This is a genomic window from Desulfosporosinus meridiei DSM 13257, from assembly GCF_000231385.2.
Classification (GTDB): Bacteria; Bacillota; Desulfitobacteriia; order Desulfitobacteriales; family Desulfitobacteriaceae; genus Desulfosporosinus; species Desulfosporosinus meridiei.
In genome coordinates this window covers 4,584,209-4,605,181 of sequence record NC_018515.1, presented here as the reverse complement: position 1 = coordinate 4,605,181, position 20,973 = coordinate 4,584,209, and the positions used below count along the sequence as shown (strand labels likewise).

Genomic DNA, 20,973 nt, shown 5'->3' with positions numbered 1-20,973 from the left:
GAGTGATTGAAAATATGAATAGAATAGACAACGATTTGCTCTCCGTCCAAGAGGCTCGAATTCTTGTGGAAAATGCCCGTGAGGCTCAAGAGATACTGGCAACCTTCTCTCAGGAAATGTTGGACAAAATTGTCGGACATATGGCTGAAACGGTATATAAATATGCCAGAGAACTGGCAGTTCTGTCTCAGGAAGAAACAGGCTTTGGCAAGTGGCCGGACAAGCTAGTTAAAAATATTTTTGCCAGTGATTTTCTCTACAAGAAGATCAGGGATATGAAAGTTGTCGGTATTATCAGTGAAGACAAAGAAAATAAGACTATAGATATAGGCGTACCTGTTGGAGTTATTGCTGCCTTGCCACCTTCTACCAACCCTGCCTCAACCACAATATATAAAACCCTGATTGCCATAAAATCCGGCAATGCAATTGTTTTTGCACCTCATCCGAAAGCCAAAAAAACCATTACGAAGGTGCTTGATATATTAATTCGAGCCGCAGAGGAAAAAGGCTTGCCAAGTGGTGCCATTGGCTATCTGCGAACCATTGCTGTGGACGGAACAGTTGCTTTAATGAACCACAAAGACACATCGCTTATCTTAATTACGGGTGTGCCCAAGATGGTCAAGGCCGCATATACATCCGGAAAGCCAACGATTTATGGCGGGCCGGGCAATGGACCTGCGTTTATTGAACGTTCCGCAGATATAAGAAAGGCTGTAGCAGATATTGTCAGCAGCAGAACCTTTGATAACGGAATTGTCTCAGCATCGGAACAATCTATTGTAGCCGAAGACTGTATTGCCGATGAAGTAAGGCGTGAACTCAAGAAAATTGGCGCATACTTTATGACTGGACAGGAGGCAGAACAACTTAGTAAGCTGTTTTTTCGGCCTGATGACAGTTTGAATCCGGAGATTGTAGGAAAGACCGCTGTTGAGTTAGCTGGTCATATCGGTATCTGTGTTCCGGAAGATACCAAAGTGTTAGTTTCGGAACAAAAATTTGTTTCATCCGCTAATCCTTATTCAAGAGAAAAGCTTTGCCCGGTTCTGGCATTTTATGTAGAAAAAGATTGGATCAACGCTTGTGAAAAATGCATTGAATTGCTGGTCAATGAGGGGCGGGGACATACTCTGATTATTCATTCAAAAAATGAAGAAGTAGTTCGTGAGTTTGCCTTAAAAAAACCGGTATCAAGAGTGCTTGTAAATACTCCTGCCACCTTAGGCGGGATAGGAGCGACAACTAATCTCTTCCCGGCCTTAACCTTGGGTTCCGGAGCAGCAGGCGGTGGGTTCACTTCCGATAATGTAAGCCCAATGAACTTAATTAACATTCGAAAAGTCGGTTATGGCGTTCGACAGCTAGAGGATATAACCAATGGCACACAGGTGGGGAAAGACGCTAAAGTAAGTAAGACTAGTAGTTTGTCTGATCAGAGTTCCACTGATCTGGTTGAGCTGCTTGAAAAATTACTAAAACAACTCACCTAACTTAAGAAAAAATGACCTGCTGATGACGAAAGAGGGAGGATAAAACGTTGGATATAAAAGAGTTTTCAACTAAATTTGCAGATGCCACAAAACACTTGTCACAAGATGAAAAAGCTTTGGTTATGAAACTGTTTGAGGGTATTTCCAAGGGACTGGCCGCACACCCTGCAACGACAAACAGTGTGACAAAATCCCCAGTCTATGAAGGGGAAATTACAGGATTAACCCCTCGTTTAGAGCGACTAAAAGCAGCTTATTTAAAAGTTAAGCCAAGTGTCAGTACCTATCGGGCCCGGGCTTTCACTCAAGTAACTAAGGAAAATGCCGGGCTGCCTAAAATTCTCCTGCGGGCTAAGTGCTTTAGAAAAGCTTGTGAGACAGCTCCCTTGGTGATTCAAAATGATGAATTGATTGTGGGTCATCCCTGTGGAAGAGCGAGAGCAGGTGCAGTATCCCCGGATATCGCCTGGCGCTGGATTCGGGATGAATTGGACACTATGTCAACCCGGCCGCAGGATCCCTTTGAAATCAGTGAGGAAGATAAGCGGATTTTGCGAGAAGAGATCTTCCCTTACTGGGAAGGCAGAAGCTTAGATGAAATATGTCAGCAGCAATATGAAGAAGCTGGAGTATGGTCTTTTTCAGGAGAATCCTTCGTCAGTGATCTCTCTTACCACCAGGTAAATGGCGGTGGGGACACTTGCCCGGGTTATGATGTCATACTCGTTAAAAAAGGTATTAATGGAGTAAGACAGGAAGCCGTTGACAAACTGAGCAAATTGTCCATGGAAAATCCAGAGGACATTGATAAGATTTATTTCTATAAAGCAGAGATCGAAACATGCGATGGAATTTTGGCTTATGCCAAACGGCTGTCGGATTATGCCAGGGAACTGGCCGGTAGAGAGTATGACGCAGCTCGGCAAAAAGAACTTTACAATATTTCCGATATTTTAACCCGAGTACCGGCTAATCCTCCCAGCACCTTCCAGGAAGCACTTCAGTCTGTCTGGACACTAGAATCCTTGTTTGTAGTGGAAGAAAATCAGACTGGTATTTCTCTCGGACGTTTAGATCAATACATCTACCCCATGTTCAAAGCCGATATGGAAGCCGGCAGAATGAATAAACTCGAGGCCTTTGAATTAATAAGCAGCTTTATTATTAAATGTTCGGAAGTCATGTGGCTTTCCAGTGAATTGGGTGCTAAATATTTCGCCGGCTATCAACCGTTTATCAACTTGACCATTGGCGGACAGAAGAGAACCGGTGGTGATGCAACTAATGAACTGACCTATTTGATCATGGATGCCGTTCGATTCACGAAGATGTATCAACCTTCATTAGCTTGTCGGATTCATAATAAATCCCCCCAAGAATATTTGAAGAAAATCGTTGATGTTGTTAAAGCAGGACTGGGCTTCCCTGCCTGCCACTTTGATGATACTCATATAAAAATGATGCTGGCCAAAGGGTTCTCCATTGAAGATTCACGGGATTATTGTCTCATGGGTTGTGTTGAGCCACAAAAATCCGGCAGAATTTATCAATGGACATCCACAGGCTATACCCAGTGGCCCATTGCCATAGAATTTGTTCTCAACCGCGGTATGATGAAATGGCATGGTACCATGCAGGGAATTGACACGGGAGATCTGGACAACATCAAGACCTACGAAGAATTTGATGCTGCCTGCAAGCAACAGCTTGAGCATATTATACGATTGTCGGCTATTGGAACTGTCGTCAGCCAGCGGGTACACCGAGACCTGGCCCCCAAACCGCTGATGTCTCTCTTGGTAGAAGGCTGTATGGAAAAAGGCACCGATGTTACCCACGGCGGAGCGCTCATCAATTATGGTCCGGGACTTATCTTCTCCGGTTTAGGAACCTACGCCGATTCCATGGCTGCGATTAAAAAATTGGTCTTTGAAGACAAGAAGTATACACTGAAACAAATCAGGGACGCCGTAGGTGCGAATTTTGAAGGGTACGAAGCCATTCGGACAGATTGTCTCAATGCACCTAAATACGGGAATGACGATGATTATGTCGATGAAATAGCTTCAGATATCATCATCTGGACAGAGCGGATTCATCACACCTTTAAAATGCTCTATTCTCACTTGACTCATGGTACCCTGTCTATTTCTAATAACACCCCTATTGGAGAAATTACCGGTGCGACAGCTAATGGAAGACTGGCGTGGACACCTCTTTCAGATGGAATCAGCCCGACGCAGGGGGCGGACAAATTAGGCCCAACGGCTATCATTAAATCCGTCAGTAAGCTGAGCAACGAATCTATGAATGTAGGTATGGTGCATAACTTTAAACTTCTGCGAGGCATTCTGGAAACGCCTGAAGGAGAAAATGGCTTGATCACCTTACTACGAACAGCATCTATCCTCGGCAATGGCCAAATGCAGTTCAGCTATGTTGACAACGAAGTCTTAAAGAAAGCTCAAATTGAACCGGACAAGTATAGAGACTTAATTATTCGTGTCGCCGGATACAGCGCTTACTTCGTTGAACTGTGCAAAGAAGTTCAGGACGAAATCATAAGCAGAACCGTCTTAGAGCATTTTTAATTGGATATAGATTAAGATCTTTATGAGCTGCAAGATGGAGAATACTAGGGATGGGGACATTATGAGTACAGAAACCGTTAAAATCTTGGAAAGAAAAGCGAAAATCTTCAATGTCCAGAAATACTCCATTTATGATGGGCCGGGGGTTAGAACATTAATTTTTTTCAAAGGCTGTCCCCTCAGATGTAAATGGTGCTCAAATCCTGAGGGGCTTGAAAGAAAGTATCAAGTCATGTTCAAAGAGGATCTTTGCATTGATTGTGGCCTCTGTATTACTGAATGTCCCGTCCAAATCCATTATTTCCAGGACGAAGGAGAGAAGCTGCGACAACCTAAACCTAAAACAACTAGGCATAGAGTAAATCGGAGCATTGACTGTATCGGTTGCCGAAAATGCGAAACTGTCTGTCCTAAACAGGCACTCTCCATTGTCGGTTCAGACAAAACAATTTCTGAAGTTCTGGAGATCATCCAGCAAGACATGCTCTTCTACCTGAGTTCAGGTGGAGGAGTGACTCTTGGGGGAGGGGAAGTCACAGCTCAGCCGGAATTTGCCACCAACCTCCTAACCGAGTGCAAGCGTTTAGGTATTCACACTGCCATTGAAACCTCAGGCTATGTGAAACTGGATTCCCTGCTCATGATAGCCCAGTTTACGGATTTGTTTCTCTATGATATTAAGCACATTGATTCTGATCGGCATCATGAACTTACCGGAGTACGTAATGAACGTATCCTGGACAACCTAAGAGAGCTCGTACGCCGAGGTTTTAATGTTAAAGTCAGGATGCCTCTCCTTAAGGGATTAAATGATAGTGAAGAAACTATCGTCAAAACCTTGGAGTATCTAAAGCCCTTTAAAAACTATAGGAACTTTCAGGGTGTTGACTTGCTCCCCTATCACAAATTAGGGATCAACAAATACAAGCAATTAGACATGAGTTACTCGATCACCGAAGATTTAAGCTACAAACCGGAAGAATTAGATAAAATCGAAGAGTTAATCAAAGGGTATGACTTTCAGGTGGAAGTTATAAGACATTAACGATGATACCGGGACAGGAGGGATAAAATGAGTATGGCCGATGAGTTTGACAGAAAACGAATTATCCAGGAATCTGTACCAGGCAAGCAAGTCACTCTGGCTCACATCATAGCATCACCTGTCCCAGATATCTATGAACGTCTGGGAATTGAGGAAACAGGAGCCATCGGGATATCAACCCTTACTCCAGGCGAGACGGCTATTATAGCTGCAGACATTGCCACAAAGGCCTCTGATGTAGAGATAGGTTTTTTGGATCGTTTTACAGGTGCCCTGATTATTTCCGGTGATGTAGCAAGTGTCGAAGCAGCAATGGGTGCAATTAATGACACTTTAGAAAAATTATTGGGCTTTACACCGGCCAGAATTACACGCACATGAAGAAGCGAATTATGATCGTCGGGCCAACCCAATCCGGAAAATCCACTTTAGCCAATGTTTTAAACGAATCCAGCAGGCCTCTAAAAAAGACCCAGGATATCATCTACGGGAAAAACACCATTGATACACCGAGCTCCTATTTAGAAAACCCTTCGATGTACAAATACCTAATTGCCACTGCCCAAACCGCATCTCATTTACTGATTCTTGTTGATCAATCTAAATTGATTGAAGTATATCCGCCCGCTTTTGCCAAATCATTTAACTGTCCTGTACTTGGAGTAATTACCAAGATCGATTTGGCTCAGGAATTTGCCGATTTGAGTATTCAACAGTTGAAAAGAATTGGGGTTAACGAACCTTACTTCAGAATTTCTTTAAAAGACAATAACGGCGTAGAAGCCTTGAAACAATATATATTTTCTGAATTCTAGTTTGCAGAAATGATAGTCCGGGAGATTTATCCGAAAGAGATTCAAGGAAGGTGAGGTGAGGCAATGAAATTCATCACAGAGATGGAACTGCGAGATTTATACAGACGAGAGCCCTTTACAACTTATTCTTTGGAACCGGATACCAAGATTACACCCGGAGCTCGGCAGTTTCTTGTGGATCGACGAGTCACGCTGGTTCAGACTCAGTCAAATGTTAACAAGACACAAACTATTGACAAGGCCAACCAGGCACAATCAAGGGAGAGTTGGACAATCCTTAGATTGTTAGGCAAAATAGATTGTCTGGAGTCGTTATTCCTGCTAATCGCCGCAGAACTATTCCATTTCGGAAATGCAATCCTGTCTGAGGAAGTCATAGAACTGGGAAAATGCTTCCAAAATGTGAAAAAGGCTGAACGAGAGCAGGTTACCTCGGACAGCATTCAATTCTGGGGATGGTCGGAAGAAGAAATCAACGAACGCTCCGCTAAGCTGGAAAAGCAAGTTGACCTTAGTGAGTTTCAAGTTGGATCGGAGAATAGCAAAGAAGTTGCTTTGTTAAACTACTTGCGCGCCTCCCTACGAGAGATCGAACCAGCAATCTTAGAAGCCTACTGGAACGAGGAAAAGCAAAGCTGCTCACGACAAGACTTAATTGATTCAGTTAATCTGATCATTAACATACTCGGTATGATGATCTGGAAATGCTTGGGGGGGAAGAAATGGATACAGTAAATTCAACCTTTCTATACTGCGACCAGCTTGTTAGTGATTTTGAGAAGGTTATTGAAACACCCATAATCAATAAATCCTCAGTTTATTACACAGGGGTTGATTTAGGAACAGCCTATATTGTATTAGCTGTCCTTGATGAGAATTATCAACCGGTTGCCGGTGCCTATCGCTTTGCCAGTGTGGTTAAAGATGGTATGGTTGTGGACTATATCGGAGCTATTCGCATCGTCAAAGAGTTAAAACAAGAAATTGAAGAAAAACTTGGCACTGAACTGATTTATGCAGCAGCAGCCCTGCCCCCAGGAACTGATACTCTGGACTCAGGAGCCATTAAAAATGTGGTACAGGCGGCAGGTTTTGAAATTACCAATATATTAGATGAACCAACAGCAGCTAACGCCGTACTAAAAATTAAAGATGGTGCGATTATCGATATTGGTGGGGGAACAACAGGGATTGCCATCTTGAAAGATGGCAAAGTGATTTACGTCGCTGACGAGCCGACAGGTGGTACTCATTTTTCTCTGGTCATTTCCGGAGCCTACAAAATGAGCTTTGACGAAGCAGATGTTTATAAACGTGATTTTAAAAACCACAGAGAATTGATTCCGGTAATCCGCCCGGTTATAGAAAAAGTCTCAACCATTATTAGTCGTCACATTAAAAAATATTCCGTAAAAGAACTATATCTGGTAGGCGGAACCTGTTGCTTGGAGGGAATTGAAGATATCATTGCCAAACAAACTAAACTCCCTACCTATAAACCTCAGAATCCTATGTTTGTAACCCCTTTGGGAATTGCCCTTAACTGCACTCAAGAAGAACTATAGGCAGGAGTGAGGTTTAACCATGGAATATCGAATTATAAAATCTCCGTCCAGTGGTACCTTAGATATTCTCTTTCGGCGCAAAGGCTCAGCTTCAACAATCCCTATTGAGAACTATGATGCTGTGGGTTTGGTGCAGGGGCGGTTGATTGATATGGTTTTTGCCGCTGATGTAGCGGAAAAGGCAGCCGGAGTTACAGTCGAAGACATCAAAGGGCATTGTCCCCAAAATCTGATTATGATTGCTATCTTTGGAGATACGGCATCGGTAGAAGCCGCTATTAATGAGATTCAATATAAATTAAATAAAGATAAAGTCGGTGAAATTCGATGATTGCAGCAAAAGTAATTGATAGTATATGGTCGACACGTAAAGCCGATTCCCTCATAGGTCTGAAATTCATGTTGATAGAAGTCTTGGGTGGAATTGATGCCGGTCGGATCATGATAGCAGCCGACACCATCGGTGCCGGAATTGGAGAGCGAGTACTTGTCTGTAACGGCAGCTCAGCCCGTAAAATGTTTGATCGTGAGGATATTCCCATTGATTCCGCAATTGTAGGAATTATCGACGAAGACTGTACGTTTTAATGAAACCGGAGGTGGTAGACGTTGGATCTACTAAACATTGTTAAGGAAGCAGGAGTTATTGGGGCGGGAGGAGCCGGATTTCCCACACACGCTAAACTAACTTCGAAGGCTGAATATATTTTGCTTAATGGAGCTGAATGTGAACCGCTGCTAAGAGTGGATCAACAGCTGATGGAGATGTTTCCAGATCAAATCATTAAAGGGATGGAAGCAGCCGGAAAATACGTGGAAGCTCGCAAAGCCATCATTGGCATAAAAGGCAAACACAAAAAGGTCATCGTTCTCATGAGAGAAAGAATCGCTGCTTTAGGACTTTCCAATTACATGGAAGTTATGGAACTAAGAGATATTTATCCCGCCGGAGATGAACAGGTTTTAGTTCATGAGCTGACTCAAAGAATTGTCCCGGAAGTGTCCATTCCTCTGAAAGTCGGCTGCGTCGTTATCAATTCGGAGACGGCCCTCAATATCTGGAACGCTCTGGAAGGAAAACCCGTGACAGAAACCTACATTACTGTGGCTGGAGATATTCCCCAACGCCTGACCCTAAAAGTTCCGGTAGGGACGGCTATCCGTGATGTTATCGCACAATGTGGGGTTAAAAATCTGGACGACTATGCCGTAATAGACGGCGGTCCTATGATGGGCTCGGTCATGAACAACATTGATGGTTATGTCACTAAAAAAAGCAAAGGCTATGTACTCCTCAAGAAAGACCACTTTCTAATTCGTAAAAAAACCGTAAGCCTTGAGCGCGCCAGAGTAATAGGAAAAACGGCCTGTGAACAATGTCGCATGTGTACTGATTTGTGCCCTCGTTATTTACTGGGTCATAATATGCAGCCTCATAAAGTCATGCGAGCCTTGAGTTACAACCTAGAGGATGTCAAAGAACAACAAATTGCTCAATTATGTTGTGAATGCAATGCCTGTGAATTATACTCCTGTCCCGTCAATCTACATCCCAGATCCGTCAATAGTTTGTACAAGCAAAAGCTGGCAGAACAAGGGATCAAGTATCAGCCTGTTCAGATGGATTTTCAAGCTAGGTCTAGCAGAGAATACCGCCTTATCCCAAGCAAACGTTTAATTATCAAAATTGGCTTAACAGCTTTCGATAAGCCGGCACCTCTGACTCAGGTTGAGTTTCGGCCTAAAACCATTCGGATCGCCCTTCGACAACACATTGGGGCAGCGGCAATACCTACCGTCGCAGTAGGCGAAAAGGTAAAAGCCGGACAGCTTATCGGCAAAATTCCGGATGGCAGTCTCGGAGCCACGGTTCACGCTAGCTGCAACGGAACTGTGAAAGAAATTAAGGACAATTCTATTTTGATAAAGGTGGGTTCGTAATGTATAGTGCAATAGGTATGATTGAGCTTACGAGTATTGCCAGAGGGATAAATGCCACAGACTTGATGCTTAAAACTGCCTACGTTGAAGTGGTTAGTGCAACCCCCGTTTGTCCCGGCAAGTATATCGCTATCATTAAAGGGGATGTTGCTGCCGTGGAAAGCTCAATCAGTGTCGGCGTAGAAACCGCAGGGGAATATCTGGTAGACAGCTTTGTTCTTGCTAATGTTCATCCGGGGGTCTTTCCTGCCATTACTGCAACGTCAATGCCTGATGGAGTAGGGGCTTTGGGAATTATGGAATGCTTTTCAATGGCCTCCATGATTATCTCAGCTGATGCAGCCCTCAAAGCTGCCGATGTCCAAGCTCTGGAGCTGCGTTTAGGCAGCGGGCTGGGGGGCAAAGCTTACTTCACCTTTACCGGTGATGTAGGTGCCGTAGAAGCAAGCATCGAGGCCGGAAAGGCTATCGCTACGGAAAAAGGCTTGTTAGTGGATACTGAAATAATCCCTGCGCCCTCCGACAGATTATGGGAATCCTTATTCTAATTAAAGCTAATCCCATAACTTTTATAAATAATTCCAGCGAAAGGAGGTGCGGCCTTGAAAAAACTCATTAGTGCAAACGAAGTAAAAGATGCAGCAAAAAAGGGGCAAAAACAATACTTCGTTGACAGTAATACTATTATTACTCTGGCAGCTAAGGATTTGGCTAGAGATCTGGGAATTGAATTTACGACGACAGAATCAACGGCAAATCCAATGACTGTAGGTAATCCAATTTCTAATAACAGCGTAACTCAGCAAAAAAGCGTTGGTGAAAACGAGATTGATCCGGAAATGATCTTTCAAGTTGTCAAAGCTGTATTAACCAACAAGCTCATGGCAGATATTCCTGCTTCAGCTCCCGAAACACCTTTTAGCAGTGATCGCGAATCAAAAAGCGGACTGAAAGTTGTACGGGGCAGAACCGTGAAGCTTGAGACCTTTGACACAGGTAGTCCCGGCACCAACGTAGCTTATCGTGAAGTGATCAGTAAAGACGAATCTAAGATGAGCGCAGGTTTTTTGACCATTGAGAAATCCACCTTTGAGTGGGAGTTAGACTATGAAGAGATAGATGTAGTTCTCGAAGGAAGCCTGTCCATCACCATCAATGGAGAGACTTATCACGCTCATCAGGGTGATGCCCTCCTGGTACCTAAAGGTTCTAAAGTAACCTGGAGTTCATCAGATTATGCCAAACTTTTTTATGTAACATACCCGGCAAACTGGGCTGATCTTAGGGGATAGAGGAAATTACAAACTAAGAATAACCCAGGCACGAGTACAAACAGTAAAGAGTGTTTAAAAAAGCCAAAGATAGTGTGAGGAAGGAATAGTAAATTGGAAAACTTTGATTATGATTTACAATCCGTACAAGAGACCAGAAATATTGCTCGTCAAGCTAAACTAGCTCAAAGTGAGCTGGCAAAATTTAATGCTGAGCAGATTGATAAAATCATCCGGAATATGGTCAAAGTAGCTGAAGAGAATGCAATTTCACTGGCAAAAATGGCAGTAGAGGAGACCGGCTTTGGTAAAGTAGAGGATAAGATCTTTAAAAATCGTTTTGCTTCTACAGAACTCTACGAATTCATCAAACCCATGCAAACCATTGGAGTCATCAAAGATGATAAGGTCAATAAACTTATCGAAATTGCTGAACCGGTAGGACTACTGATGGGAATTATCCCATCAACGAATCCCACATCTACGACTATCTATAAATCGATTATTGCAATTAAGTCCCGCAACGGGATTGTATTCTCCCCCCATCCTTCGGCTCTGAAATGCACCCTCCAAGCTGCAAGACTAATGAATGATGCAGCCGTCGCTGCAGGTGCTCCGGCCAATATTATTGGATGCATCTCTAAACCCTCCATGGGTGCTACCAATGAGCTGATGAAATGTGATGAAGTGGCCTTGATAATTGCGACAGGTGGCTCAGCCATGGTTAAGGCAGCTTATAGCGCGGGAAAACCAGCATTGGGTGTAGGCCCAGGCAACGTTCCTGCTTATATTGAGAGAACAGCAGATATCCCGAAAGCAGTCAAAAATATCATAGCCAGTAAAACCTTTGACAATGGAACTATCTGCGCTTCTGAGCAATCGGTTATTGTTGAAGAATGCCTTCGTGACCAGGTCATGGAAGAGTTCAAACGTCAGGGCGGCTACTTCATGACACCTGAGGAAACAAGTAAAGTTGCCAAAAACCTATTTACTCGCAATCATGCCATGAACGCCAAAATGGTAGGAAGATCCGCGGCTGTTATTGCAGAAGGTGCCGGCATTACAGTTCCTTTGGGAACAAAGGTTTTGCTAGGAGAACAACACGGTGTTGGTGAACAATACCCCTTATCCTACGAGAAATTAACCACCGTATTGGCATTTTATACCGTAAAAGACTGGGAAGAAGCTTGTGATCTGTGCATTAAACTCTTGAATAACGGTGGTGTCGGACACAGCCTTTCCATTCATACTCAAAATCCTGAAATGGCTCTTAAATTTGCCGAAAAACCTGTCTTCAGGATCTTGGTCAATACAGCCTCCAGTCAGGGCGGCGTAGGTGCAAGTACAGGTCTTTCACCATCCTTTACACTGGGTTGCGGTACTTGGGGCGGAAGTGCAACCTCCGATAATGTAACCCCCATGCACTTAATCAATATTAAACGTGTTGCCTATGGAATCAAAGATGTTACCGAAAATCAACCCCCCGCCTATTCAGCTTGCGAAGCTCAAAGCGGCATGCCTGGCGCTATCAGTGACGATCAGATCATGAGCGTTGTGAATGAAGTCATTTCTCTGCTGAAAAAAAGAGGTGATAACTAAAAGTGGCAAACTATGAGGAGTTAGCAGCACTGGTGCTGGAAGCAATCAAAGAAGGGGGTTATTTGAACAAGGACTTAAGTTCAATACCGGTAGGAATATCAAACCGTCATATTCATCTATCCCAAGCAGACTTAGAAACCTTATTTGGGGCAGGATACCAATTGACAAAGACCAAGGATTTATCCCAACCTATGCAGTATGCCTGTAAAGAAACTCTGATCATAGCTGGACCCAAAGGCGCTATTGAAAAAGTGCGTATCCTTGGGCCGGCAAGAAGTGAATCACAGGTGGAAATACTCCAGGCAGATTGCTTTAAACTTGGCATTACCGCTCCGGTGAGGTTGTCTGGAGATCTGCAAGGAACTCCTGGAGTCACACTCATTGGCCCCAAAGGAAGCATTCTTCTGACCAAAGGTCTGGTCATTGCCCAGCGGCATATTCATATGAGCCTGGAAGATGCTAAAAACTTTGAGGTAAATGATGGGGATAGAGTAACTATTCAAATAGACGGACTTCGAGGAGGAACTTACTCGAATGTCGTCATCAGAGCTACCAATACTTCAGCCCTTGAGTTTCACATTGACACTGAAGAAGCAAATGCTATGGCTCTCACATCAAGTTCAAAAATAACGATTCTAAAATAAATTATTAGGAGGAAACAACAATGAATAAATCAGACGCTTTAGGATTAATCGAAACCAGAGGTATGGTAGGAGCAATTGAAGCAGCAGATGCTATGGTTAAAGCAGCCAATGTTACGCTGATGGGTTATGAAAAAGTCGGTGGTGCTTTGGTAACTGTTATGGTAAGAGGAGATGTTGGGGCTGTAAAAGCTGCAACTGATGCCGGTGCTGCTGCCGCTCAACGTGTTGGAGAATTAATCTCAGTTCATGTTATTCCACGTCCACACGGTGACGTAGAGATGATGCTTCCCGGTGGTAAAAAAGCTTAATAACCTATAAGACAGAATTTTACGAAGGTCAAATCTCTTGGCGAGGTTTTGACCTTCGTTTTATTTACATTTTAATGACGGTGTTGTATTATGAATTGAAATGTTTCTGAATCTGTGACATATATCTGCCCGTAACGGCAAAAAAAGTGGTTATGTTACAAGATTCTTTTATGAAATCCGGGTTCTGATGTATCTGATGAATTGAACTACTGTGGCGACAGTGGTTGATTCTTTTTTATTTATTAGGGGCAGATTGACAAGCATAACTCAGCAGGAATCTGAAAAAACTTCAATTTAAGAAGCCTGTTTATCCGCTAGGAGAAATTAGAATCAATCATCGAGAAGGAAGTTTTGCTAAAACCATGGACAAGACAAATGAAACTTTAAAAAACTTATTAGATGCCAATCTGTATTCAAGATATAGTGGTCTACTATCACTTTCTAATATATCCCTGCAACTGATTGATACTAATGGACAAATATTACTTGAGTTTAATCCCTCTCCGGATTTCTGTAAATTTATCTGCCAGGAAGATGAGACTCGAATATGTTCAGACTATAACTCAAGATTAGAACCAGGTAAGAAATTACGCTTCAACTGCCGGTATGGACTGGCGAATATTCTTTTGCCGGTTGAGATTAATAACCAAACCATAGGTTATGTTGTCGGAGCTCAGGTTTACTCAACAGACAGTGAGTATCAGAAGTATCTTATTGATATAAACGAATTGGCGAAGGAGAAAGAACTAGCACCGGAGTTTATCGCAAAATCGATTGCGGCAATACGGACGATTGAAGAAAATAAAATTGAAATTCACGAACAAATTTGCAACCATATTACCCAAAACATAAGCTATGATTTTTCACAAAGTATTAACACTGCAGATAAAGCGATTGCGCGCTTATCCATTGAAAAAGAAATGCTGGAAAAAAAGATCATCGATCTTGAAGCCAAAAATATGTCCTTGCTCATTAACCCTCATTTTTTATTTAATACCCTAAATTCTATTGCCAGAATTGCCTATTTCGAAAAATCTCATACAACAGAAGAACTAATTTACTGTCTCTCAGATTTATTGCGCTATAATTTAAAGCAAGACGATGAGTTACACACCATTGGGGCAGAGATAGATAACATTGAAAAATACCTCTATATTCAGAAGATAAGATTTAAAAATCGTTTAGAATATGAGATCGATATTGCGGATAATATTAAGCCCTATAGAATACCTAACATGATCATCCAGCCGGTTGTTGAGAATGCACTTATCCATGGCATTACTCCTAAAAGGGATGGGGGTAAGATAAAAATTACCGCTGAAAAATATAAAAATGATATTAATATTTCGGTCATGGACAATGGTAACGGTTTTCCTAAAGAAGTCTTACAAAGCTTGCAAGATTCGGAAAATAAATTGGGCATAGGTTTCCGCAGCACGGACAACCGATTGAAACGATATTTCGGGGAGAATTACGGCTTGAAAATTGCAAAGTCCGACTATAGTGGAAGTACTGTCACCATCTCGATTCCCACCAAACCTAATGCGAGGAGATAGGGATGAGCGTAGTTTTAATTGTCGAAGATGAATTACTCGAATTAGAATTTCTCAAATCGATTGTAGCAGAAGAGCTGCACCCTGAAGATAAACTGATCACCTGTGATAACGGTATTCAAGCAGTCAAACTTGCCAAACAATACCGTCCGGATGTTATAATAATGGATATACTCATTCCTGAGATGGATGGCTTGCAGGCCCTTCAGGAAATCAAGAAATTCCTCCCCCAGGTATGTGTTGTGATTCTATCAGCCTGTTCGGACTTTTCCTATGCTCAAACAGCAATCCGGCTCCGTGTTCAGGACTACCTCTTGAAACCAATCAAACCCTCTGTCTTCAAACAGGTATTTCACGACTTATTAACAACAGTTGCGGACAACAAGATTGATTCTGACGAGGAAATTGTGGAACAACAAACAGATCAGATTTATCTTATCGAGAAATCCTTAAAATACATTCATGATAACTTTAAACAAAAATTGCCCCTGCAGTTAGTTTCCTCGAAAGTATTTTTGAACCCCCAGTATTTTAGTCGTATCTTTAAAAAAGAAGTTGGAGTCAGCTATATAGACTATGTCAATAAATTAAAGATAGAGTATGCTTGTAAATTATTAGAAACAACGGATTATCCAGCCTATCGAATTTCTAGTGAGTGTGGCTTTACAGATCCCTCATATTTTAATCGTGTTTTTGTACAGCAGATGAACATGACTCCTAAAGCTTACCGCAGAAAACATCTGTGTGATAGTGAAGTGTGAAATTATCAAGAATACCCCGTATTTTTTGGATATGACAATTTATCCAAGAAATACGGGGTATTAAAATTTATGAAGAGCTCTTCCTTTCCGGATAAGCCGCAAACATTAGGGTGATCAACTATTAGATATGGCATCAAATTTGCACATTTTCTAAGGGACTAAAGGGACTAACCAAATCCAACGAGTTGTTATAGCCAATAATATATTTAAGTAATTGTAATACCGTCAGATTAGAGACATAGTTTAAATCCAGAAGCATCCCTAAAAACAGGGCTGTTTTTGTTATACTATACAGGTGCCCAAAAAGTTTTCTTTATGATTAAAGTCTACTTTTTTTAAAGGGCATAGTGTAAGTAGTTCAGCTTAGTGTGCTTAAGTATCAAAAGAAAACACTTTTGGCTATTTTTAGTATATTAAATATACATAAAATTGCTGTATACTAAAATAAAGAGGTAGACTAGCCGAAAAACCTAAAAATCCGATTATATTTTTAGCAATCAGATTTAAAAAATAAGAGGAGAGAACTAAGATTATGAAATTAATCTCATGGAATGTTAATGGAATTAGGGCTTGTGTAAAAAATGGTTTTTTGGACTTTTTCCAGAAGGAAAATGCGGATATTTTTTGTCTTCAGGAAACGAAAGTTCAGGCAGATCAAATCCCCTTTAATTTGGAGGGCTATTATCAGTATTGGAATTTTGCTCAAAAAAAGGGCTACTCAGGAACGGCCATTTTCACTAAGAAGGAGCCGATGAAGATTTGCTATGGAATAGGCCAGGAAGAGCATGATAAAGAAGGAAGAGTTATAACTCTGGAATTTGAAAAACACTATGTAGTAACGGTATATACTCCAAATTCTCAAAGAGGGTTAGCACGACTGGAATACAGAATGAAATGGGAAGAAGAATTTTTAAAGTTCATTAAAGATCTCGAAAAAAACAAACCCGTCATCTTCTGTGGAGACTTGAATGTTGCCCATGAGGAAATTGATCTTAAAAATCCGAGTTCTAACAGAAAGAATGCGGGATTTTCAATGGAAGAAAGAAATAAATTCGGAGAAATCATTAAGAGTGGCTTTATAGATACATTTAGGTATTTTTATCCGGATAAGACAAATGCCTATACTTGGTGGTCTTATATGTTCAATGCAAGAGTCAATAATGCCGGATGGCGCATTGATTACTTTTGTGTATCAGAAATCTTAAAAGATCGATTGAAAGCTGCAGTTATTTATAATGATGTCATGGGTTCAGATCATTGCCCTGTTGGCTTGGAAATGGAAGAATAATCCTGATTATTGTTCGCTAGGAGATTATTTCTCAAGTCTCTATTAAGAAACTCTATTATGCTGCTTAAGTAATAAAAGGAATTATAATATGTTTTAGCGTATAGATATATTAAACTAACAAAAATGCAAGTTTAGGTCGTTTCTGTAAAGTCGGGATAATCCTCCATTTCGAAAAGAGGTGAAAGTAAATGTATATTACAGAGTATGAGATGGCATTTAGACTTTTTATAGCATGTGTATTTGGTGGTGTGGTTGGTTTTGAGAGAGAAAAAAATGATAGTCCCGCAGGATTTAGGACTCATATTTTAGTTTCCTTAGGCTCTGCTTTAGTAATGATATTATCAATGTATGGATTTAATGACTTTGCGACAGTAAATAAAGACCCTGCTCGCCTGGCTGCCCAAGTTGTTTCCGGTATCGGCTTTTTGGGAGCTGGTACAATCTTAAGAGATAAGACCTCGGTTAAAGGCTTAACGACGGCAGCTTCGTTATGGGTAGTTGCGGCGATAGGGTTAGCGGCTGGAGCAGGATTTTATTTCTCATCATTTTTTGTAACACTTCTAGTTTTTCTTACCTTAGAACGTTCTGTGGAAACATACTTTTTCAGGAATAGTCAAACTATAAGAGTTGAAGCTATTAATGGAACCTGTAAAGTAAAAGATATTAATCGTTTGCTTGAATCTCACAGTATTGTTCCGCAAAACATTTCTATGACCCTATTGAAAGAAGATCACAATAGAACTACCATTGAATATAAAGTAAGGACGCCCTTTCGGAAAATTGACATGGAGCAAATTATCGAAGACATCAATGAAATTGACGGGATATTCTCAGCAGAACAAGTAGGAAATACTGATAGTTCCTTGTTAGTATCTATGACTAACGTGTTTACTCGATTCAAAAGACCTAATAAGCCTTCGCTGTAATATTGGGTGAGGTTTGTTCTGATTTTCCGGTCTCCGTTCTCTGAGATATCGTTCTGTGTCTTTTATACAGAACGATATCTTTTTTGCTTACAATACACCTTTAATATAGAGAGGAGATCCTCGTAACCTAAGAGAGTGTTTCACACTATAAAGATTAAATACCTTTGCTTACTAAACAGTAGTTATTTTATATCTTGGCCGCTCCTTGACAGTATTTTAAGAACAACGAATGAGAAAATGCAGGAATAGTAATATCACGCGTCGAAAGATGCATGTTATTGAGGTTTGCGCTAAGGAGGAATAAAATGTTTGACGAAAAGATGCTCTTAGATTTACAAAGTACATTAGGTTCTCACGGAATTTTAATCAGCTTTTCTGGCCGTTTTTCCCAAGGCATTATAGAGGAGCTTGGGGAAGCTATTATGGAACATATGAAGGCAGAGGATCGTCCCCGGAATGATATCTATAATGTTTTCGCGATTTTCGTTGAAATTACGCATAATATTAAAAAATATGCTCAATCAAAGCTAGGTAGTGATTTTTATGATCAGATATATAGTTCGGGAATTGTGACTATCGGTCGAAATGAAGAAGGATATTTTATTTGCTCGGGAAATTTAGTTGAGAAAACCGATGCAGAGAAGTTGGCAAATGCCCTGGACGCTTTGATTCCCTTAGATAAAGACCAGCTTAAAAAGTGTTATAAAGAACAAAGAAAAAAAGATCTTCCGCCTGGAAGCACCGGAGCAGGTCTGGGCCTCATTGATATAGCCAGAAAATCCAGCAAGCCTTTGCATTATTCCATGCGGGATATGCAGGACTTAGAATTCTTTACCCTTACAGTTATGGTTTAATGAGAGGTGGAAACTATGGAAAAGCTGTTAATAGAGTCAACAAAAGCAACGCCCCTAATAGATTTTGATTCAGATAAGAGCATGCTGGTACTTAAAGGACAATCTTATCCAGAGAATGCCTTTAAATTTTATGATCCAGTGTTTAATTGGATAGATTCTTATTTAGCCACTAATCCTCATGAAATTCACATTGAAGTTCGGCTTAGTTATGTGAATACCAGTAGTTCTAAGTGTATCATGATGCTTCTGGAAAGCTTTGAGAAGGCATTTCAGCGGGGAGTTAATCTCCAACTTAATTGGTACTGTGATATGGAAAATGAAAGTGAAGTTGAATGCGCTGAAGAGTTTAAAGAAGATATGACTTTTCCCTTTGAAATAATACCGGAGGCAGAGAAGAATTAGTAAAATATGATTTGTTGGTAGGGCAGAAGAATAAATATACGGTAGGACAGGAGTAAGAATGTGAACGAGATTAAAAGATCAGGCCTATATGACAAAGGGACGATGTGGGTTATTATATTGGCTTGTCTTAGTATTGCCCTCTCCATGCTTTTGACAGGTTCCTTAAGCTATAACATCACCAAAAAGGCTGTGATTGAAAAGCTTAAGACCAAGGATTTGTTTTTTATCGTTCAGTCGGCAGCCAGCAAAATCGATGGTAGGATGGCCAGGGCTAAAGAAACGTCCTTAACAATGGCTCGGGATCCTTTTTTAATGGAATGGGTTTCCAACGGGGAAATTGATCTCAACGCTCGAGAATTAGCCTTGAAAAAGTTAAACAGCATAGCAAAGGATTATGATTACAGCAATACTTTCTTGGCCAGTGTCAAGACACATACTTATTGGGCCGAAGGTGGAGTAGCAGGCAGATTATCTGAAGCTAATCCAGAGGACAAGTGGTTTTTTGAAACGATTCGGTCAAAGAATCCTATCTATGTAAATATTGATTACAATAAAGAACGGAAAAACACCTTTGTCTTTATTGATGCCTTAATGGGGAATCCTGAACAACCTATCGGTGTAACAGGTGTCGGATTGGATCTTGGTGATATTTCTAAGGAATTATCCTCTTATCGATATGGAGAAATCGGAACTATCTGGCTGGTCGACAGCTTAGGAAAGATTCACTTGGCAGCTAATTTAGAGGATCAGGGGAAGCTGCTAGAAGATATATTGCCGGCAGATATTTGTCAAATGGTTTTGAATGGTGTTAATAACGGCATGGATCAACCTGAAATTATGGAATACAAGAACTCTGACGGTGAACTTATTGATCTTGTGCATCAGACCCTAAAATCCACTGACTGGCAGTTAGTTTTGCAGGTTCCCAGAAAAGAAACCATTGGATTTTTACAGACCATTATGACAAATACTATTCTTGCGGCAGTATTAGTTCTGGTGCTAATAACTTTTGTCTTCTATCTGGTTTCCACTCGAATAGCTAATCCTCTGAAACGAGCTATTAAGATAAGCCAGGAGCTTGAACGACAGGTTAACGAAAGAACTCAGGAGCTAAAAGAACAAAATATCAAGATTATGGATAGCATAGATTACGCCAAGAAACTACAAGAGACAATCATTGCCTCAGATCAAGAGATGAGTGAAGCATTTAAAAGCAGTTTCGTTTTGTGGCAGCCAAGAGATATTGTAGGCGGTGATTTCTATTGGCTTCGGAAAATGGACAATAAAGTCATTTTAGCAGTGGCAGATTGCACCGGGCATGGCGTGCCCGGCGCCTTAATGACCATGGCAGTAGCCCCCGTTCTTGATCATATTGTTCAGGCAGAGCAACATTTGAGTCCCAGTGAAATTATCAAGGAACTCAACCTCAGAATGAGATCGGCAATGAATAAACAGGGTACTTGTATTACGGATGATGGTTTGGATATAGGGATATGTATATATCAAGAAAACACCTTAGTATTTGCAGGGGCCAAAATTGATCTGTATCACAAAACCCCAGGAGGTGTTCTCAGGATTCAGGGAGATCGGCATAGTATTGGATACCTGAGATCAGATCCCAACCAAACATTCCGTGATTGGGTTGTAGAAGTCTCAAAAGATGATTTCTTTTATATGACAACGGATGGATTTCTTGACCAGAATGGAGGGTCAAAAAACCATTCATTTGGACGCAAACGATTTTTATCGTTGCTAGAGAAATGCGGTGATCTTAGTAGCCAACAACAACGAAACCTCGTTAATCAAGCATTAGTTGATTTTCGTCAAGAGGAATCTCAAAGAGACGATATCACAGTAATTGGCTTTCAGGTTTAGTGAATTTTTGGCTAAAGCCGAAGATTAATCTTCCGAGGG

Annotated in this window: 22 protein-coding genes; all 22 read left to right on the top strand. The window is 41.2% G+C overall.

The genetic code is table 11. From position 1 onward, the window contains the following. Positions 1-14 precede the first annotated feature (14 nt). Positions 15-1,496 (top strand): acetaldehyde dehydrogenase (acetylating), encoded by a 1,482-nt coding sequence (locus tag DESMER_RS21155; protein ID WP_014905108.1) that lies wholly within the window; start codon positions 15-17, stop codon positions 1,494-1,496. Positions 1,497-1,543: 47 nt separating this feature from the next. Continuing rightward, entirely contained in the window at positions 1,544-4,087 is a 2,544-nt protein-coding gene (gene cutC / locus DESMER_RS21150; RefSeq protein ID WP_014905107.1) for a choline trimethylamine-lyase, read from the top strand. Positions 4,088-4,148: 61 nt separating this feature from the next. Continuing rightward, positions 4,149-5,132: a choline TMA-lyase-activating enzyme gene (gene cutD, locus DESMER_RS21145; RefSeq protein WP_042334090.1), complete on the top strand. Its 984-nt coding sequence runs from the start codon at positions 4,149-4,151 to the stop codon at positions 5,130-5,132. 27 nt (positions 5,133-5,159) lie between these two features. Beyond that, a complete protein-coding gene (gene eutS / locus DESMER_RS21140) occupies positions 5,160-5,513 on the top strand; it encodes an ethanolamine utilization microcompartment protein EutS (RefSeq protein WP_014905105.1) in 354 nt (117 codons plus the stop codon). After that, positions 5,510-5,947, top strand: coding sequence for a EutP/PduV family microcompartment system protein (locus DESMER_RS21135; RefSeq protein ID WP_014905104.1), 438 nt, complete (start codon positions 5,510-5,512; stop codon positions 5,945-5,947). The genes eutS and DESMER_RS21135 overlap by 4 nt, the downstream gene beginning before the upstream one ends. Positions 5,948-6,010: 63 nt before the next feature. Beyond that, a complete protein-coding gene (locus DESMER_RS21130; protein WP_014905103.1) occupies positions 6,011-6,682 on the top strand; it encodes an ethanolamine utilization cobalamin adenosyltransferase in 672 nt (223 codons plus the stop codon). Then, a complete protein-coding gene (gene eutJ / locus DESMER_RS21125; protein ID WP_014905102.1) occupies positions 6,670-7,512 on the top strand; it encodes an ethanolamine utilization protein EutJ in 843 nt (280 codons plus the stop codon). The genes DESMER_RS21130 and eutJ overlap by 13 nt, the downstream gene beginning before the upstream one ends. Before the next feature lie 19 nt (positions 7,513-7,531). Next, positions 7,532-7,843 carry a BMC domain-containing protein gene (locus DESMER_RS21120; RefSeq protein ID WP_014905101.1) on the top strand — a complete coding sequence of 104 codons (312 nt, stop codon included), beginning with the start codon at positions 7,532-7,534 and terminating at the stop codon, positions 7,841-7,843. Beyond that, complete coding sequence (locus DESMER_RS21115; protein ID WP_014905100.1) at positions 7,840-8,100, top strand: EutN/CcmL family microcompartment protein; 261 nt, start codon at positions 7,840-7,842, stop codon at positions 8,098-8,100. Before DESMER_RS21120 ends, DESMER_RS21115 begins: the two co-directional genes overlap by 4 nt. A 21-nt stretch (positions 8,101-8,121) precedes the next feature. Then, positions 8,122-9,453 (top strand): 4Fe-4S dicluster domain-containing protein, encoded by a 1,332-nt coding sequence (locus DESMER_RS21110; RefSeq protein WP_014905099.1) that lies wholly within the window; start codon positions 8,122-8,124, stop codon positions 9,451-9,453. After that, the gene (locus tag DESMER_RS21105; protein ID WP_014905098.1) at positions 9,453-10,001 is read left to right on the top strand and encodes a BMC domain-containing protein; all 549 of its coding nucleotides are present in this window, start codon (positions 9,453-9,455) and stop codon (positions 9,999-10,001) included. The genes DESMER_RS21110 and DESMER_RS21105 overlap by 1 nt, the downstream gene beginning before the upstream one ends. Before the next feature lie 54 nt (positions 10,002-10,055). Beyond that, on the top strand, positions 10,056-10,745 hold the full coding sequence (locus DESMER_RS21100; protein ID WP_014905097.1) for a cupin domain-containing protein: 690 nt from the start codon (positions 10,056-10,058) through the stop codon (positions 10,743-10,745). A gap of 93 nt (positions 10,746-10,838) precedes the next feature. After that, the gene (locus DESMER_RS21095; protein WP_014905096.1) at positions 10,839-12,323 is read left to right on the top strand and encodes an acetaldehyde dehydrogenase (acetylating); all 1,485 of its coding nucleotides are present in this window, start codon (positions 10,839-10,841) and stop codon (positions 12,321-12,323) included. A 2-nt stretch (positions 12,324-12,325) separates the two neighbouring features. Further along, a complete protein-coding gene (locus tag DESMER_RS21090; RefSeq protein WP_014905095.1) occupies positions 12,326-12,967 on the top strand; it encodes a phosphate propanoyltransferase in 642 nt (213 codons plus the stop codon). Between the two features lie 20 nt (positions 12,968-12,987). Continuing rightward, the gene (gene eutM / locus DESMER_RS21085) at positions 12,988-13,275 is read left to right on the top strand and encodes an ethanolamine utilization microcompartment protein EutM (RefSeq protein WP_014905094.1); all 288 of its coding nucleotides are present in this window, start codon (positions 12,988-12,990) and stop codon (positions 13,273-13,275) included. Positions 13,276-13,637: 362 nt separating this feature from the next. Then, entirely contained in the window at positions 13,638-14,831 is a 1,194-nt protein-coding gene (locus DESMER_RS21080; RefSeq protein ID WP_014905093.1) for a histidine kinase, read from the top strand. A gap of 2 nt (positions 14,832-14,833) precedes the next feature. Next, positions 14,834-15,589 carry a response regulator transcription factor gene (locus DESMER_RS21075; RefSeq protein ID WP_014905092.1) on the top strand — a complete coding sequence of 252 codons (756 nt, stop codon included), beginning with the start codon at positions 14,834-14,836 and terminating at the stop codon, positions 15,587-15,589. A 532-nt stretch (positions 15,590-16,121) separates the two neighbouring features. Next, on the top strand, positions 16,122-16,877 hold the full coding sequence (locus tag DESMER_RS21070) for an exodeoxyribonuclease III (RefSeq protein WP_014905091.1): 756 nt from the start codon (positions 16,122-16,124) through the stop codon (positions 16,875-16,877). Positions 16,878-17,065: 188 nt separating this feature from the next. Next, complete coding sequence (locus tag DESMER_RS21065; protein ID WP_014905090.1) at positions 17,066-17,803, top strand: MgtC/SapB family protein; 738 nt, start codon at positions 17,066-17,068, stop codon at positions 17,801-17,803. Positions 17,804-18,108: 305 nt separating this feature from the next. Continuing rightward, positions 18,109-18,657, top strand: coding sequence for a SiaB family protein kinase (locus DESMER_RS21060; RefSeq protein ID WP_014905089.1), 549 nt, complete (start codon positions 18,109-18,111; stop codon positions 18,655-18,657). 15 nt (positions 18,658-18,672) lie between these two features. Next, entirely contained in the window at positions 18,673-19,059 is a 387-nt protein-coding gene (locus DESMER_RS21055; RefSeq protein WP_014905088.1) for a DUF1987 domain-containing protein, read from the top strand. A gap of 60 nt (positions 19,060-19,119) precedes the next feature. Further along, entirely contained in the window at positions 19,120-20,934 is a 1,815-nt protein-coding gene (locus DESMER_RS21050) for a SpoIIE family protein phosphatase (protein WP_014905087.1), read from the top strand. Positions 20,935-20,973: the final 39 nt, after the last annotated feature.